Here is a 15,575-nt window from a genome sequence, read left to right on the forward strand (position 1 = left end):
CCATGTCATTCCCTCTGAAAAGCAGCCGTGGCTGCACGTGGCCGCGCGCGGTGCTTGCCGCCGTGGTCGTCGGGGTCAGCACCGGCGCCAGCGCCCAGACCCCGCCGGCGCCCGGCGCCAGCGTCCGCGTGGACGCGATCCGCAAGGCCGGCGCGCTGCGCGTGGGCGTGGTCAACAACCCGCCCTGGCTGGCGCAGAACACCAGCGGGATGGGCGAGCCCTGGTCGGGTCCGTCGTGGACCCTGGGCAAGGAGTTCGCCAAGCTGCTGGGCGTGCGCATCCAGCCCGTCGCGGTGAGCCACGAGACCAAGGTGCCGGCGCTGGTGGCGAACCAGATGGACATCATGATCGGCCCGTTGAACGAGACCGCCGAGCGCGCCAAGATCATCGACTTCGTCACCTTTTCGAGCACCGGCGTGTGCATGTTCGGCCGCGCCGACAACCCCAAGTTCACCGGTGCGCAAACGCTGGACGACTTCAACAAGCCCGAGATCACCATGGCCTATTTCTCGGGCGCGGGGGAGGAGCCGCTGGTGCGCCAGCGCTTTCCCAACGCGAAGATGCGCGGCGTGGCCAACTCGGGCTCGGTGGCGCCCATCGAGGAGGTGCTCGCGGGCCGCTCCGACGTGGCCCCGATCAACCGCATGCTCTGGCCGAACATCAGCAAAAAGCTCAAGGGCCTGGCCGCGTTCCCCAAGGAAAACGACTGCCAGGACAGCAATATCTTCCAGATCGACACCGGCATGGGCGTCGCCAAGGACCAGCAGGTGTACCTGGACTGGCTGCGCAGCGTGGCCCGGCGCATGCAGTCGGCGCTCACGGAGGAAGAGCAGCGCGCCACGCGGAGTCTGCGCTGAAGCCCCCTGAACCGTCCCCGAGGAGCCCCCATGCTGAATTGCGAAATCCATGGCGCGCGCGACCTGCGCGTCACCGAAGCCCCCACCGAGCCGCTCGCCGCGCACCAGGTGCGCGTGGGGATCCGGGCGGTGGGCATCTGCGGCTCCGACCTGCACTACTACCTGCACGGCCGGGTCGGTGACTTCGTCATCCGCGCGCCGCTGACCCCGGGGCACGAGGCCTCCGGCCAGGTGCTGGAGCTCGGTGCGCAGGTGCAGGGCCTGCGGGTCGGCCAGCGCGTGGCGCTGAATCCCTCGCGCAACTGCGGCCTGTGCCGCTTCTGCCGCGCCGGCGCGGCGAATCACTGCGACAACGTCCACTTCTTCGGCAGCGCCAGCAAGTGGCCGCACATGCAGGGCGCGATGCGCGAGCAGGTGCTGATCGACGCCGCGCAGTGCATTCCCGTTCCCGACGCGCTCTCGTACGAGATGGCGGCCTTTGGCGAGCCGCTCGCGGTGGCGCTGCACGCGGTCAACGAGGCCGGCCCGCTGCTCGGCCAGCGCGTGATGGTCGTGGGCGCCGGACCCATCGGCGCGCTGGTCCTGATGGCTGCGCACCTGGCCGGTGCCCGGGAGTCGATCGCGGTGGACATCGTGGACCAACCCCTGGCCGCCTGCGCCCGCGTGGGCGCGACGCAGACCATCAACGTGGCCCGCGACGCGGCCGCGCTGGAGGCGCTGACCGAGGGCAAGGGCCAGGTCGATGTGTGCTTCGAGGTCTCGGGCAGCTACGCCGCGCTGGCCCACTGCATTCGCGCGACGCGCCCGCGCGGCACCGTGGTGCAGGTGGGTTCGCTCCATGGCAGCAGCGAGGGCTGCCCGTTGAACCAGATCATGGTCAAGAGCCTGCGCTACGTCGGTACCTTCCGTTTCGTCGACGAATACGCCTGGGCGGTGGACTACCTGAGCCGCGGCGTGCTCGACGTCTCGCCCCTGCTCACGCAGGCGCTGCCGGTGGCGCAGGTGCACGCGGCCTTTGCGCTCGCAGCGGACCGGCAGCAGGCGATGAAGGTCATGGTCACGTTCTGAGCCTGAGCGCAGGCGCTCGTCCACTCCCACCATCCACCCGGGCCGCCCACCATGGACTTCGACTTTTCGCCGATTGCCGAGAACTGGCGCTTTTTTGCCGCGGGCCTGGGCGTCACGCTCGCGCTGAGCGCGGTGAGTGCGGTCACCAGCATCTTCGCCGGCCTCGTGATCGCGCTGCTCAGGCTCTACGGGCCGCGCTGGCTGCGGCCGCTGCTGGTGTTCTACATCGACAGCATGCGCGCGATCCCGGTGCTCGTGGTGCTGATCTGGATCTACTTCGCTTTTCCGATACTCGCCGGCATCACCTTCCCGCCGTTCTGGGCGGCGCTGGTGGCACTCACGCTGCATATCGCGGCCTACGCGGCGGAGGTGATGCGCGCCGGAATCGAGTCCATCCGGCCGGGGCAGACGCGGGCCGCGCTGGCGCTGGGCATGTCGCGCGCGCAGCTGCTGCGCCGGGTGCTGCTGCCGCAGGCGACGATCCGCATGCTGCCGGCCTTCGGCTCGATCCTGACGATTGCCATCAAGGACACGGCCATCGCCACCGTGATCGCGGTGCCCGAGCTGATGCACAGGGCCGAGACCGTGGCCGGCCAGAGCTACCGCCCGGTGGAGGTGTTCACCGCCGTGATGCTGGCGTACTTCCTGATCCTGTTTCCCGTCACGCGCGGCGTGGACCGGCTGTACCAGCGCCTGGCGCACCTGGGCCGTTCCTGAGAGGGCATGCCATGACATTCGATTGGTCCGTGATCTGGACGCACTGGCAGGCCCTGCTCGGCGGCGCTGCGCTGACCGTCGGCCTGACCGTGTTGACCATGCTGCTGGCCGTTCCCGGCGGCATCGTGCTGGCGCTGATGCGCATCGCCCCGAACCGCTGGATGCAGCGCGCCGCGCTGTGTTTCGTGGAGTTCTTCCGCAACCTGCCGCTGATCCTGGTCATCTACTGGGCGTTCTACGTGATGCCCATGGCCACCGGCCTGCAGCTGTCGCCGCTGCTCACCGCGCTGGTGGCGCTGGTGCTGAACATCTCGGCGTACAACGCGGAGACCTTCCGCGCCGGAATCAACTCGATCCGCAAAGGGCAGATGGAGGCTGCGCTGGCCATGGGCATGTCGCGCCACCAGGCGATGTTCAAGGTCGTGATCCCGCAGGCGGTGCGGCGCATCCTGCCCGTTTTCGCGAGCACCTGGGTCTCGCTGTTCAAGGACACCTCGCTGGTCTCGGTCATCGCCGTCGGCGAGCTCGCTTACAGCGCCATGCAGATCCGCGCCCAGACCTTTCGCGTGCTCGAAATGCTGACCGCGATGGCCGCCATTTACTGGCTCATGGGCTACCCCCAGGCCAAGCTGGTCGATTGGATCCACCGCAAATACGGAGTCAGGGAATGAACATGAGCACCTCCCCCCACGCGGCACGCAAGAACGCCGACCAACCCTCGGTGCTGGTCTACGACAAGGTGCGCAAACTCTACGGGGACTTCGTCGCGCTCGACGGCGTGTCGCTGCAGGTGAACAAGGGCGAGGTGATGTGCCTGATCGGCCCCTCGGGGTCGGGCAAGTCCACGCTGCTGCGCTGTACCAATGCGCTGGAGACGATCGACGGCGGCCGCGTGCTGCTCGACGGCCAGCCGCTGCCGGGCGACGAGCGCCAGATGCGCAAACTGCGCCAGCGCATGGGCATGGTGTTCCAGAGCTTCGAGCTGTTCCCGCACAAGTCGGCGCTGGACAACGTGGCCATGGGCCCGGTCACCGTGCTCGGCATGCCGCAGGACGCGGCGCGCGAGCGCGCGCGGCGCCTGCTCGACAAGGTGGGCCTGGCCGCCAAGGCGGACAATTTTCCGGCCAACCTCTCGGGCGGCCAGCAGCAGCGCGTGGCGATTGCGCGCGCGCTGGCCATGGAGCCCGAGGTGATGCTGTTCGACGAGCCGACCTCCGCGCTCGACCCCGAGACCGTGGGCGAGGTCCTGAGCGTGATGCAAAAGCTCGCCCAGGAGGGCATGACCATGATCGTCGTGACGCACGAGATGGGCTTTGCGCGCCGGGTCGCCGACTGGGTGGTGGTGTTCGAGTCGGGCGCGATCATCGAGCAGGGGCCGCCCGGGCAAATCTTTGACCACCCCACGGTGGAGCGCACGCGCGATTTCCTGGGGCATCTCGGCTGGAATGGATGAAATGCAGCACCCGGTTTCCTTGTTCTCTTTGCCAACGCCATGAAAATCACCAACGCCCGCGTCATCGTTTGCAGCCCCGGCCGCAACTTCGTCACCCTCAAGATCGAGACCGACCAGGGCCTCACGGGGATCGGTGACGCCACCCTCAACGGCCGCGAGCTGGCGGTCGCCGCGTACCTCAGCGAGCATGTCGTGCCCTGCCTGATCGGGCGCGACGCGCAGCAGATCGAGGACATCTGGCAGTACCTGTACAAGGGCGCGTACTGGCGCCGCGGCCCGGTCACCATGTCGGCCATCGCGGCCGTGGACACGGCGCTGTGGGACATCAAGGCCAAGGCCGCGGGACTGCCGCTGTACCAGCTGCTCGGCGGCAAGAGCCGCACCGGCGTGATGGTCTACGGCCACGCCAACGGCAGCGGCATCGAGCACACGCTCGACGAGGTGCTGCGCTACGCCGAGGCCGGCTACAAGGCGATCCGCGCGCAAAGCGGGGTGCCGGGCCTGGAGAAGGTCTACGGCGTCGGCAAGGGCACGCTGTTCTACGAGCCGGCCGACGCCGACCTGCCGTCCGAGCACGACTGGTCGAGCGAGAAATACCTGCGCCACACGCCGCGGCTGTTCGAGCGCATCCGCGAAAAGCTCGGCTTTGAACACCACCTGCTGCACGACGTGCACCACCGCCTCACGCCGATCGAGGCCGGGCGGCTGGGCAAGGCGCTGGAACCCTTCCAGCTGTTCTGGATGGAGGACGCGACGCCGGCCGAAAACCAGCAGGCGTTTCGCCTGATCCGCCAGCACACGACCACGCCGCTGGCCGTCGGCGAGGTCTTCAACACCATCTGGGACTGCAAGGAGCTGATCGAGAACCAGCTCATCGACTACATCCGCAGCACCGTGGTCCACGCGGGCGGAATCACGCACCTGCGGCGCATCGCCGACCTGGCCGCGCTCTACCAGGTGCGCACCGGCTGCCATGGCGCCACCGACCTGTCGCCGGCGTGCATGGGCGCGGCGCTGCATTTCGACATCTGGGTGCCCAACTTCGGCATCCAGGAATACATGCGCCACACCGAGGAGACCGACGCCGTGTTCCCGCACAGCTACCACTTCGCGGACGGCATGCTCTACCCCGGCGAGACGCCCGGCCACGGCGTCGAGATCGACGAGGCGCTGGCCGCCAAATACCCCTATCAGCGCGCCTATCTGCCGGTGAACCGCCTGCAGCACGACGGCACGCTGCACAGCTGGTAGCAGGGCGCGCCGCGATGGAACGCCTCTCGCCCCACACCCTGGTCCGGTTGCCGGCCGGGGTGGTGTGCCCCGGCTACGACCGCACGGCGCTGAAAACCGGCATCGTGCACCTGGGCCTGGGCGCCTTCGCGCGCGCGCACTTGGCGGCCGTGAACGAGGCCGCGCTGCAGGCCAGCGGCGACCTGTGCTGGGGAATCGCCGGCGTGTCGCTGCGCAGCCCGGACACGCGCGACGCGCTCGCGCCGCAGCGCGGTCTCTACACGCTGGCGCTGCGCGATCTGGACCCGACCGGCGCGCCGCGCATGGCGCTGCAACTCATCGGCTGCCTGCGCGAGCTGCTCGTCGCGCCCGAGGACCCGGCGGCCGTGGTCGCGCTGATCGCCCACCCCGACACGCGCATCGTCAGCCTGACCGTGACCGAAAAAGGCTACTGCCACGACCCGGCCAGCGGCGCCTTGCAGACGCAGCACCCGGACGTGCAGCACGACCTGGCCGCGCTCGATCGACCGCGCAGCGCGCTGGGCTTCATCGTCGCCGGCCTGCGCGAACGCCAGCGGCAGGGCCTGGCGCCGGTGACGCTGCTCTCGCTGGACAACCTGCCGGCCAACGGCCAGCTGCTGCGCGGCCTGGTGCTGGACTTTGCCGCGCGCGTGGACGGCGCGCTGGCCGACTGGATCGCCGCGCGCTGCAGCTTTCCCTGCTCCATGGTGGACCGTATCGTGCCGCGCACCACCGACGAGGACCGCGCGCTGGTGCACGCGGCGCTGGGCGCGCAGGACGCCTGGCCGGTGCTCGGCGAGCGCTTTCTGGACTGGGTGCTCGAGGACGCCTTCGTCGCCAACCGACCGGCCTGGGAGCGCAGCGGCGCGCGCTTCGTGCAGGAGGTGCAGCCGTTCGAGACGCTCAAGCTGCGCATGGTCAACGGAACGCATTCGGCGCTCGCCTACCTGGCGTTGCTCGCCGGGATCGAAACGGTGGACCGCGCGCTCGCGCAGCCGGCCCTGCGCCGCTACCTCGGGCGCCTGATGCACGAGGAGATCGAGCCCACGCTGCCCGCGCTCGCCGGCCTGGACGTCGCCGCCTACCGCGCGCGCCTGTTGGAGCGCTTCGCCAACCCCGCGCTCGCGCACCGCACGGCGCAGATCGCCATGGACGGCTCGCAGAAACTGCCGCAGCGCCTGCTCGCCACGGTGCGCGAGCGGCTCGCCGCAGGGGCGCCGATCGGGCTGCTCGCGCTCGCCGTGGCCGCCTGGCTACAGCACCTGCGCGGCCGCGACGAACACGGCCAGGGCTACGCCATCCACGACCCGCTCGCCGACGCGCTGGCGCAGCAGCAGGCGCTCGCCGACGCCGCCGCCGATACGGGCGGCGACCCCGCGCAGGCCGCACGGGACTGGGTGCAGGCGTTCGCCGGCCTGGCGCCGGTGTTCGGCAGCGACCTGCAGCACAACCAAGCCTTTGTACGCGCCGTCGCCGCGCAGCTGCACGCCCTGCGCGGGCACGGCGTCGTGCGCACGCTGGAGACCCTGGAATGAACACCAAGCTCCCCCCACTCGACGTGGTCACGCTCGGCGAATCGATGGCGCTGTTCGCCGCCGAGCAGCCCGCCCCGCTGGCCGAGGTACGGCATTTCACCAAACGGCTCGCGGGCGCCGAGACGAACGTCGCGATTGGCCTGTCCCGCCTCGGCCTGCGCGTCGGCTGGATCAGCCGGCTCGGCGCCGACTCCTTTGGCGACTTCGTGCAGCGCACGGTGGCCGGCGAGGGCGTGGACTGCTCGCAGCTCGTGATCGACCCCGCGCGGCCCACCGGATTCATGCTCAAGACCCTGAGCCCGGATGGCGCGGACCCCCAGGTCGAGTACTACCGCAAGGGGTCGGCGGCCAGCGCCATGCAGGTCGCGCAGCTCGACGAGTCCTACCTGCTCTCGGCGCGCCACCTGCATGCGACCGGAATCTTTGCCGCGCTCGCGCCGAACACCTTCGAGTATTGCGAACACAGCATGCAGCGCGCGCGCGCGGCCGGGCGCAGCGTGTCCTTCGACCCGAACCTGCGCCCCAGCCTGTGGGCCTCGCAGGCGCAGATGATCGCCGGAATCAACCGCCTGGCGCGCACGGCCAGCTGGGTCATGCCGGGCATTGCCGAGGGGCGCTTGCTGACCGGGCGCGACAGCCCCGAAGACATTGCCGCGCACTACCTCGACCAGGGCGCGCAGGTGGTCGTGATCAAGCTCGGCGCCGAAGGCGCGTACTACGAGACGCGCGCGGGCGAGGCCGGTCACGTGGCCGGCGTCAAAGTCCCCAAGGTGGTGGACACGGTGGGCGCGGGGGACGGCTTTGCCGCCGGGCTCATCAGCGCCCAACTGGAGGGCCTCGCCTGGCCCGCAGCGCTGGAGCGCGCGAACTGGATCGGCGCGCAGGCGATCCAGGTGCGGGGCGATATGGAGGGCCTGCCTTACAGGCACCAGCTCGGGTCCGTCATGAAACGCCAAACGTCATCGCTGTAATCGCGTAGCCGACCGATCAGGTTGGCGGCCTTGCTCTGCTGGATGCGACCGCGTTGGCTATTGGACTGGGCAGTTACCTTGAACGAAAGATTTGTGACCAGGGAACGGTTACCCCTGAGGCCGACCTTCATCAATCCAGGCCTGCGTTTCCTTGATGCCCAACCGGTAGCGAGCGCAGTTGAAGATAGCGAGCGCTTTCAGTTCCTGGGCAAGCAACTGCTCGAACTTCGTTGCATCGTCGGCGGGCAGACCCAAGCCGGCCAGCGCTTGTGCTACAGGCCTGCGGCTTCGAACTACCAAACCCACTGCTTCGTTCAGCGCTTGCCTGTAGTGGACGCGGAAGGGGTCCGGCGAGCCCATGGACTCCAGCACAACTTTGTACTTGGCCTGGGACCGCCGATACGTCCAATCGAAAAGGTCCACAGCCATGGAGACGTCGCAGCACTCATGGACACCCATCATGGCCAGCGCGTAGTCCTCGCGGTCGACATCAAGGAACGACAGCGGAGCCTGGTTGTATAGCATCAGCGGGACGTTGGCCGCGAGCCGACTCACCCGCTTGTTGCCATCCTCGAAGGGTTGCAGATACGCGAGGTTGACCCAGAGGAAGAATGCTGCCTCCATCGGGTTCTTGATGTGCTGGGCCGTCGAGATGATGCGTTCGAACATCTCCTGCAGCACCGCCGGAACCTGGGTTGGGACGTAGGTGGTGCCGCTGATGTTGACCACCTTTTCGCGGATGGCACCAAGTGCTCCGACCTCCGCGAGCAGGTCCTGCATCAGCACTGCGTGCAGGTTGCGAACAAGTCCGGAGATGAGGCCTTGGGTCGGAACGGCATCCACAAGAAATTCGATGGCTGCCTTGTGATTGAGCAGCATGACCGCATCACTGTCCGTGGCCGCCGCGCCGCTCTTGAAGAGCTCCTCGGTGTCCAACAACGTGTAGCGGTTGCCTTCGAGATGGGATGACGACCACGACAGGTCGATGAGCAGTTGCTCGAGAACCTTGCGGGCGTAGGTGCCCGCTGGCAGCTGCCCCGGAAGGCGACCGAGCTCAGCCAATTCTTCGGCGAGTTCTTGCGGCAGCAGGAAGGTCTCGTTGGGCTGGTAGCTGTCAACGAATTCACGCCGGTACGTGACCGGCACGCGCGCCGCCAGCGGCAATGTCAGCTGCTGCCTGAGCTCCAAGCTCGCAGTGCGCCAGGTCGGCACCGCGCGGCTTGCAACTGCCTCGGCAGGTGGCGCAGTGGCAGGGGTGGCAGTCGGAACAGGTGCGGCCGCTACCAGCAGTCGATACCGAGTCGCGCGAGCTTTGCCGGTGACCTCGACGCGCCCTTCCTCCACCAGCTTGGACAGCATGCGCTTGACGGCAGGCAGGCTTGAGCGGGTGACTTCGACCAGCTGGGTTGAGGAGACCAGTTCCTGCCCCGCAGACGCCAGGATGGCGATGGCTCGCAGCATTGCATCGGATGTCAGACGGTCTTCGTATGGCATGAATCGGCTCGATAGTCTGAGCTGATTCTATCGTATCCGAGCCAATTCAGCCTTTTCGGCTCGATTTCTGAGCTGATACTAAATCATTCGAGCCGATTGTGGAGTGGGGAAGCGCTTGGCGCAACAGCTATGCCAAGCCCGGTTGCGGCATCTCCGCGCTGGACTCGGCGGCAAGGCAGGGCAGTTCATGCACCCGCGTTCAATGCCCGAAGTTTGGCCTGCTGGCGGGCTTGCCGATGACTCGGCAAGCGGCTGTGGTTGGTGCTGGTCTGCTATCGGAATCTTCAGTTGATGATGAGATTCCCGGAGCGCCGCCGTTTATTTTCCGGGGTGTCTGTGCCAGCTGACCCTGTTGATTTGGAACAGAATCCCCCGAAAACACGAAAGCTGCGGAGTCCGCAGCTTCTGCAAGTCCTTGGAAATTACAAGGTAAATTTGGTCGGGGTGAGAGGATTCGAACCTCCGGCCTCTACGTCCCGAACGTAGCGCTCTACCAGGCTAAGCTACACCCCGAAAACGCTGATGTGTGATGTGAGGCCCGCATTCGCCCGGGGGCGTCACGTGCGTCGCGTCAGCAACTGCGCGGCCAATTCTAGCAGAGCCTTGGAATGGGCATTCGGCGGCAGCTGCTCCGCGGCGGCCATGGCCCTGCGGGCCTCGGAGAAGGCTGCCGCGCGCGTGACCTCGAGCGCGCCCGTGGTCCGGACGATTCCCACGATCTCCGCCAAGCGCTCCGTCGAGCCTTGTTCAATCGCCTGCCGCACGATCAGCGCCTGGCCCGGTGAGCCCCGCTCCATGGCGGCGATCAACGGGAGCGTGGATTTGCCCTCGCGCAGATCGTCGCCCAGATTCTTGCCCATCTCCGCGGTATCGCCGTCGTAGTCCAGAACGTCGTCGATGATCTGGAAGGCGGTGCCCAAGGCCTGTCCATACGCCGCGCAGGCGTCTTCGATTTCGGGTCCGCTTTGCGCCAGCACGGCCCCGAGGCGGGCGCTGGCTTCAAAGAGTTTCGCGGTCTTGGAGCGGATGACGCGCAGGTAGCCCGCTTCGTCGAGCGACGCATCGTGCATGCTCATCAGCTGGAGCACTTCGCCCTCGGCAATCACGTTCGTGGCCTCGGAGAGGATTTCCATGATGCGCATGCTTCCCGCCTCGACCATCATCTGGAAGGACCGCGTGTGCAGGAAGTCGCCGACCAGCACGCTGGCCGGATTGCCAAAGGTCTCGTTCGCCGTGGGTCGGCCGCGCCGCAATGTGGACGCGTCCACGACATCGTCGTGCAGCAGGGTGGCGGTATGGATCAACTCGACCACGGCCGCCAGGCTGCAGCGGTGCGGCCCCCCATAACCAAGCGCGCCGCAGACCATGAGCAGCAGAGCCGGCCGCAGGCGCTTGCCGCCTGCGGCGATGATGTGCTGCGATATCCGGGCCACCAGCGGTACGCTCGACGCCAAGCGCCGACCGATGATCTCGTCGACCTCGTGCATGTCTTGCGCAACGAGCTGGAGAGGAAATGCTGCGGGGGCGGTATGGTGGGTCAAGATGTGGGGGCACGGAGAGTGCCCGAATTATAGGAAGTCCTTTCCGGGACACTGCGCCGGCCCTGCATGGCCTTCAGCCGCGCTCCGACCCCACCCCCACCCCCAATACCAGCCTGTGCGTTGCCCGGGTGAGCGCGACATACAAGACCCGCGCCTGTTGGGCCGCATCCTCCGGCGTGGCGCAGTCCGGACCCGTGAGGCGCTCGATTCCCGGGATCGCCACCACCGGAAACTCCAGCCCCTTGCTGGCCTGTATGGTCAGCACCTTGATGGTGTCGGCCAGCGGGTGGTAGTCACCCGGGCGCCGGCGGTTTTCCAGCGGCAGCTTGCGCCGGGCCAGCGCTTGGGCGCACAACGCGCAGGTATCGATGTCGCGGCACAAAACAGCCATATCCCCCCAGGCAAAGCCGTCCGCATGTGCGTCTTCGAGCGACTGGGCAATGCGCGCGGCCTGCCCGGGCAGGGTGGGCAGATCGATGATCAGGGGCTCGGGGCCGTCGCGGCCGCAACTGACGGGTTTGACCAACGGGATGCCGTCGTCGTCGCAGTCTTCGGCGGTGAGCAAGTGGCCGGCCATGCGGTAGGCGGTTTCCAGGATTTGCCGGGTGTTGCGGTAATTGATTTTGAGAATGGTGGTGCGTCCCTGCGCCTGAATACCCACGCTTTTGAAGCTGAAGTTCTTGTAACTACTCAGCCCCCTCGCCGTAAGCCATAATCCGCAACTTGATGCAACAGCTACCCGACCTCAGCACACTTGGTTCGACCCGGAGGGATGCACTGGTTCTGGATCTATGGGCGATGGTGCAGATCAACGAACTGCAAGCGCGGCTCAATCTGGACAGCCGCAACTCCAGCAAGCCACCCTCGAGCGATGGGCTCAACAAGCCCCAACCCAAGTCATTGCGCAAAGCCGGGCAACGGCCGGTCGGGGGGCACAAGGGCCACAAGGGTCATACCCTGTGCCAAGTGGCCGAGCCCGATATGGTCGTCACCCATGCTTACAAGGATGACGTTTGGCGTTTCATTCAAGCAGCAGGATATGTCCCGGTTTTTCCAGGAGCGCATGATGGAATTGCATGATATTTTCAGCGCCCTCGATCAGCGCAAGGCAGAACTGGATGACTGCCGACCGCTTCCAGCGGTCACGGCGGCTTCGCTTCGTGAGAAGCTCGCATTGGAATGGACATATCACTCCAACGCCATCGAGGGAAATACTCTCACGCTTCGCGAAACGAAGGTGGTTCTTGAAGGCATTACGGTTGGAGGCAAAACCCTTCGTGAGCACTTCGAGGCAATCAACCACCAAGAGGCAATTCAATTCGTGGAGGACTTGGTTGGAAAATCTGCGGACATCAATGAATGGAACATCAGAAACATCCACCAGCTTGTTCTGCGAAACATAGCCTCAAACGAGGCGGGCCGCTATCGCCGGGAAAATGTTGTCATTACTGGATCCAGCACGATCCCGCCCGATCATGTCCGATTGCCGGAAGTGATGGCCGACCTCATGGCATGGTACGGCGCGGACGGCCAATCACTTCACCCCATTGAGCGAGCCGCCCAGCTGCATACGAGATTCGTAGGAATTCATCCATTCCTCGACGGGAATGGGAGGACGGGAAGGCTCCTGCTCAACTTCGAGTTGATGCGCGAGGGATTCCCTCCGGTCATCATCAGAAAAGAAGATCGCCTCGCGTATTACAACGCATTGGATAAGGCGTGCGCAACAAGGGATTACGAAGATATTACTCAAATGGTGGCCGAGGGTATTGCTCGGTCGCTGGGTACTTACCTTGAAGTCGTGATTGGATGCAAGCCAGATCCATTGCTGGACGAACGCGCTGGCGACGATCACGACGGTTCACCTTGAGGGGCGATTGGTGCAATAAGCAGGGCCTGCGTCCACCCCTGGTGCTGCCCGATTCGCAGCCGGCGTATTTGCGCTGGGTCGCGGACAGGCTGGGAATGACCGCTACGGCGCGTTTCAATGCGCCGCATGAGCCTCCGGGCTGGGCCCGCTGCGGCCGCGGCAAGCAGCGCGTCGGCTCCGCCCTGCAAGCGGCCCCTGAGCGGGGCGGTGCGCTTCCCTGGTACGGCTCGCCCGCAGCGCTGGCCTGCCGGATGCGCGCCCGCGCGGCGGAAAAAATTTTCTGGCCGCATGCCGCTGTTACACTGCGCGGCCCCAAGGGAGGGGGAAAGGCCCATGAACCAGAATCCATCCGACGACGCGGCGCAGCCGCTGCGAAGTTTTCCGCCACAGGACATCGACACCTATTCGCTGGAGTTCATTGGCAGCGGGGGCGGGTATTTCCGGGTGTGGATCGTCAACCTGTTATTGCAGTGCATGACGCTGGGCATCTACACGCCCTGGGCCCGGCGCCGCACGGCGCAGTATTTCTACAACCACACCCTGGTGGCCGGCAGCCCCCTGGAATTCACCGGGTCGTTGCGCAAGATGGTGCTCGGCTTTGTGCTGCTGATCCTGCTCTACCTGACCTACGGCATTGCATCGAGCACCGGGCAGGCCTTGGTTGTGCTGCTGTTTTTTCTGGCGGGTGCGGCGCTGGCGCCCTTTATCTGGGGCACTGCCATGCGCTTTCGGCTGAACGCCACACGCTGGCGCGGCCTGCGCTGGCAATTTGTCGCCAGTTGGCGCGAGGTCTATCTTGCCAGCTGGCCCTTGTTTGTGCTGCCCTTGGTGTGCTGGAGCGTGGTCGCGGGCCTGCTGGTGCTGTCGCCCGATCTGTCCGAGACCAACATTACCTCGACGTCTGCCATAAGGGGGCTGCTGGGTCTGGGTCTGGTGGTGGCGGCGCTGTGCTACACCGGCACCGACTACAACTACAAGCGCCTGCTGGTGCTCAGGGCCCAGTTGGGCGCTGAGCGCGGTCGCTGGAAGCTGGGGTACATGGACTTCGCGAAAGTCTGGTTGGTCGCAGCGGCAATGCTCGTGCTGGGCTTGGTGAGCCTCCTCGTATTGCTCGTATCGCTTGCATTGTTCTCGGAGCGGGCGAAGACGATGGAATGGCCCCGTTCGCTCGAATCGCTTTCCCCCGGGTGGTCCGCGGCGGCCACGATGCTCTTCGTCGGGATCAGCATCCTGGCAGTGATTCTGGCAACGGTACCGGCGCGCGCGTACCGGGATGCACGCATGTTCCAGATCATGTGGAACAACATCGGCTTGGGCCGGGTGGCGCGCTTCCAATGCCGGCTGTCCATGGTCCGCTACATCCTGCTGCGCATCAAAAACACCCTGCTGGCCCTGCTCACGCTGGGGTTCTACCGCCCGTTTGCGCGCGTCAGCGAATACCGCATGAAGCTGGAATCGGTGAGCATGCACGTCCAGGGCCACGTGGAACAGGTGGCCGACGCGATGCTGCGCCAGCAGCCAGGCGGTCTTGGCGATGCGCTCGCCGACGCGGCGGGCCTGGAGCTGTTTGGCTGATGCATCCCCCCGCTGTCGAATCCCTTACCGGGGCCCTGCTGCCAGGGCGCTGGTTTGACGGCCTGAGCAGCCAGGCCCGGCCGGTGCAGGTGGGCCTGCAGGCCACGCCCCGGGGGCCTGCGCTGGTGCTGCATCCGCTGTCACCGGCAGACGCTGCGCCGAGCGTCCTGGGCTTTGCCGAGGTCGGTTGGCCCGAAGTCTGGGACGAGCGCCGCCCGCCACAGTGCGTGGTGGTCGACCTGCGCGAGCGGGGCAGCCTGGAGATCGATGCGGTCAGCCAATGGCGTGCTGCGTTGGCTGCCTGCGGCCAGCGCCCCGACATCGTGCAGCGCATGCAAACCCGCTGGCGCTGGTTGCTGGGCGTGGCCGCCGTGGTGGCCATTGGCCTGGCGCTGTTCTACCGTTACGGCACGCCCTGGGCGGCTACGCAGATCACGCGTTTCGTGCCCTTGGCCTGGGAGCAGCGCGTGGCCGAAAACGTCCTGCAGCAGCTCGATCACGACCTGCTCAAAGCCAGCAAGCTCCCGCAGGAGCGGCAGGCGCAGCTGCGCTCGCGCTTCGATGCACTGGTGCAGCACAGCCTGTCCGGCCCGCAGCGCTACCCCGGATACCGACCGCAGCTGGCGTTGGAGTTTCGCTCCGGCCTGGGCGCAAACGCATTCGCCTTGCCTGGCGGCAAGGTGCTGATGACCGACGACATGGTCCGGGTCGCAGCCACCCATGGTCTGGACGACAACGCGCTGCTCGGCGTGTTGGCCCACGAGATCGGCCATGCAGTGCAGCGCCACACCACCCGCATGCTGGTGCAACAGGGCGTGCTCTACATGGGAATGGAGCTGGCGCTGGGCGATGTTTCCGGCGTGCTCTCGACCAGCGCATCACTGCTCACCGGACTGGCCTACAGCCGCAGCCATGAACGCGAGGCCGACTGCTACGCCATCGCCCTGATGGGCCAAGCGGCCTTGCCGACGAGGCCCATGGCCCAATTGCTGCTGGCCATTGCGCAGGACGATGACGATGACGACGAGGAGGACGAGGATCCGGTCAGCACGGGTGCCTCGCCTCCGTCCGGCGCGCACAAAACCAAACGCAGGGCCGGACAGGAATCTGCAGCGCACCCGGTCTGGTCCCTGCTGAACAGCCACCCCGACACCGTGCAGCGCGCAACGGAGTTGGAACGGGGGCAGGCTCCGCACTGTCCCGGGGACTGACTGCGCAGTTTCGACGTGCTGCTGCCCCCCGC

The 15,575-nt window shown here is 66.5% G+C and carries 15 protein-coding genes and 1 tRNA gene; 12 read left to right on the forward strand and 4 right to left on the reverse strand.

What is annotated here, in order from left to right; translation table 11 throughout:
- Positions 1–2: 2 nt before the first annotated feature.
- The 8 genes from D5041_RS06850 to D5041_RS06885 are packed head-to-tail and all read left to right on the forward strand — an operon-like array spanning position 3 to position 7,852.
- Positions 3–857, forward strand: coding sequence for a substrate-binding periplasmic protein (locus tag D5041_RS06850; protein WP_265284167.1), 855 nt, complete (start codon positions 3–5; stop codon positions 855–857).
- Positions 858–887: 30 nt separating this feature from the next.
- Positions 888–1,925 carry an L-idonate 5-dehydrogenase gene (locus tag D5041_RS06855; protein WP_010103355.1) on the forward strand — a complete coding sequence of 346 codons (1,038 nt, stop codon included), beginning with the start codon at positions 888–890 and terminating at the stop codon, positions 1,923–1,925.
- Positions 1,926–1,976: 51 nt separating this feature from the next.
- Positions 1,977–2,642, forward strand: coding sequence for an amino acid ABC transporter permease (locus tag D5041_RS06860; RefSeq protein WP_265283156.1), 666 nt, complete (start codon positions 1,977–1,979; stop codon positions 2,640–2,642).
- Between the two features lie 11 nt (positions 2,643–2,653).
- Positions 2,654–3,313, forward strand: coding sequence for an amino acid ABC transporter permease (locus tag D5041_RS06865; RefSeq protein ID WP_010103357.1), 660 nt, complete (start codon positions 2,654–2,656; stop codon positions 3,311–3,313).
- Entirely contained in the window at positions 3,310–4,095 is a 786-nt protein-coding gene (locus D5041_RS06870) for an amino acid ABC transporter ATP-binding protein (RefSeq protein WP_265284168.1), read from the forward strand. The genes D5041_RS06865 and D5041_RS06870 overlap by 4 nt, the downstream gene beginning before the upstream one ends.
- A 39-nt stretch (positions 4,096–4,134) precedes the next feature.
- Positions 4,135–5,346 (forward strand): D-mannonate dehydratase ManD, encoded by a 1,212-nt coding sequence (gene manD, locus D5041_RS06875; RefSeq protein WP_265284169.1) that lies wholly within the window; start codon positions 4,135–4,137, stop codon positions 5,344–5,346.
- Positions 5,347–5,360: 14 nt separating this feature from the next.
- Positions 5,361–6,881 carry a mannitol dehydrogenase family protein gene (locus tag D5041_RS06880; RefSeq protein WP_265284170.1) on the forward strand — a complete coding sequence of 507 codons (1,521 nt, stop codon included), beginning with the start codon at positions 5,361–5,363 and terminating at the stop codon, positions 6,879–6,881.
- Positions 6,878–7,852: a sugar kinase gene (locus D5041_RS06885; RefSeq protein WP_265284171.1), complete on the forward strand. Its 975-nt coding sequence runs from the start codon at positions 6,878–6,880 to the stop codon at positions 7,850–7,852. Before D5041_RS06880 ends, D5041_RS06885 begins: the two co-directional genes overlap by 4 nt.
- 108 nt (positions 7,853–7,960) lie before the next feature.
- On the opposite strand, the gene D5041_RS06890 is transcribed toward D5041_RS06885, so the two are convergent.
- The 4 genes from D5041_RS06890 to D5041_RS06905 all read right to left on the reverse strand — a co-directional run bounded on the left by D5041_RS06890 (position 7,961) and on the right by D5041_RS06905 (position 11,548).
- Positions 7,961–9,346, reverse strand: coding sequence for a Fic family protein (locus D5041_RS06890; protein WP_265284172.1), 1,386 nt, complete (start codon positions 9,344–9,346; stop codon positions 7,961–7,963).
- 436 nt (positions 9,347–9,782) lie between these two features.
- A tRNA-Pro gene (locus D5041_RS06895) sits at positions 9,783–9,859 on the reverse strand.
- Positions 9,860–9,903: 44 nt separating this feature from the next.
- Positions 9,904–10,833, reverse strand: a complete 930-nt coding sequence (locus tag D5041_RS06900; RefSeq protein ID WP_265284398.1) for a polyprenyl synthetase family protein — start codon at positions 10,831–10,833, stop codon at positions 9,904–9,906.
- A 127-nt stretch (positions 10,834–10,960) separates the two neighbouring features.
- Positions 10,961–11,548: a 3'-5' exonuclease gene (locus tag D5041_RS06905; protein WP_010100501.1), complete on the reverse strand. Its 588-nt coding sequence runs from the start codon at positions 11,546–11,548 to the stop codon at positions 10,961–10,963.
- 65 nt (positions 11,549–11,613) lie between these two features.
- Between D5041_RS06905 and D5041_RS06910 the strand changes: the two genes are divergently transcribed.
- The 4 genes from D5041_RS06910 (at position 11,614) to D5041_RS06925 (ending at position 15,543) form a co-directional block, all read left to right on the forward strand.
- Positions 11,614–11,967, forward strand: coding sequence for a DUF6444 domain-containing protein (locus tag D5041_RS06910; protein WP_138927772.1), 354 nt, complete (start codon positions 11,614–11,616; stop codon positions 11,965–11,967).
- Entirely contained in the window at positions 11,927–12,757 is an 831-nt protein-coding gene (locus D5041_RS06915) for a Fic family protein (protein ID WP_236610617.1), read from the forward strand. The genes D5041_RS06910 and D5041_RS06915 overlap by 41 nt, the downstream gene beginning before the upstream one ends.
- A gap of 333 nt (positions 12,758–13,090) precedes the next feature.
- Complete coding sequence (locus tag D5041_RS06920) at positions 13,091–14,332, forward strand: YjgN family protein (protein ID WP_265284173.1); 1,242 nt, start codon at positions 13,091–13,093, stop codon at positions 14,330–14,332.
- Entirely contained in the window at positions 14,332–15,543 is a 1,212-nt protein-coding gene (locus D5041_RS06925) for a M48 family metallopeptidase (RefSeq protein WP_265284174.1), read from the forward strand. Before D5041_RS06920 ends, D5041_RS06925 begins: the two co-directional genes overlap by 1 nt.
- The last annotated feature ends 32 nt before the right edge of the window (positions 15,544–15,575 follow it).

Origin of the sequence: Verminephrobacter aporrectodeae subsp. tuberculatae, assembly GCF_026127385.1 — a bacterium.
In the GTDB taxonomy this organism is placed as follows: Bacteria; Pseudomonadota; Gammaproteobacteria; order Burkholderiales; family Burkholderiaceae_C; genus Acidovorax; species Acidovorax aporrectodeae.

Coding starts and splice junctions, on each gene's coding strand:
- D5041_RS06850 (WP_265284167.1), top strand. CDS start 3: ATGTCATTCCCTCTGAAAAGCAGCCGTGGCTGCACGTGGCCGCGCGCG.
- D5041_RS06855 (WP_010103355.1), top strand. CDS start 888: ATGCTGAATTGCGAAATCCATGGCGCGCGCGACCTGCGCGTCACCGAA.
- D5041_RS06860 (WP_265283156.1), top strand. CDS start 1,977: ATGGACTTCGACTTTTCGCCGATTGCCGAGAACTGGCGCTTTTTTGCC.
- D5041_RS06865 (WP_010103357.1), top strand. CDS start 2,654: ATGACATTCGATTGGTCCGTGATCTGGACGCACTGGCAGGCCCTGCTC.
- D5041_RS06870 (WP_265284168.1), top strand. CDS start 3,310: ATGAACATGAGCACCTCCCCCCACGCGGCACGCAAGAACGCCGACCAA.
- manD (WP_265284169.1), top strand. CDS start 4,135: ATGAAAATCACCAACGCCCGCGTCATCGTTTGCAGCCCCGGCCGCAAC.
- D5041_RS06880 (WP_265284170.1), top strand. CDS start 5,361: ATGGAACGCCTCTCGCCCCACACCCTGGTCCGGTTGCCGGCCGGGGTG.
- D5041_RS06885 (WP_265284171.1), top strand. CDS start 6,878: ATGAACACCAAGCTCCCCCCACTCGACGTGGTCACGCTCGGCGAATCG.
- D5041_RS06890 (WP_265284172.1), bottom strand. CDS start 9,346: ATGCCATACGAAGACCGTCTGACATCCGATGCAATGCTGCGAGCCATC.
- D5041_RS06900 (WP_265284398.1), bottom strand. CDS start 10,833: ATGCACGAGGTCGACGAGATCATCGGTCGGCGCTTGGCGTCGAGCGTA.
- D5041_RS06910 (WP_138927772.1), top strand. CDS start 11,614: ATGCAACAGCTACCCGACCTCAGCACACTTGGTTCGACCCGGAGGGAT.
- D5041_RS06915 (WP_236610617.1), top strand. CDS start 11,927: ATGTCCCGGTTTTTCCAGGAGCGCATGATGGAATTGCATGATATTTTC.
- D5041_RS06920 (WP_265284173.1), top strand. CDS start 13,091: ATGAACCAGAATCCATCCGACGACGCGGCGCAGCCGCTGCGAAGTTTT.
- D5041_RS06925 (WP_265284174.1), top strand. CDS start 14,332: ATGCATCCCCCCGCTGTCGAATCCCTTACCGGGGCCCTGCTGCCAGGG.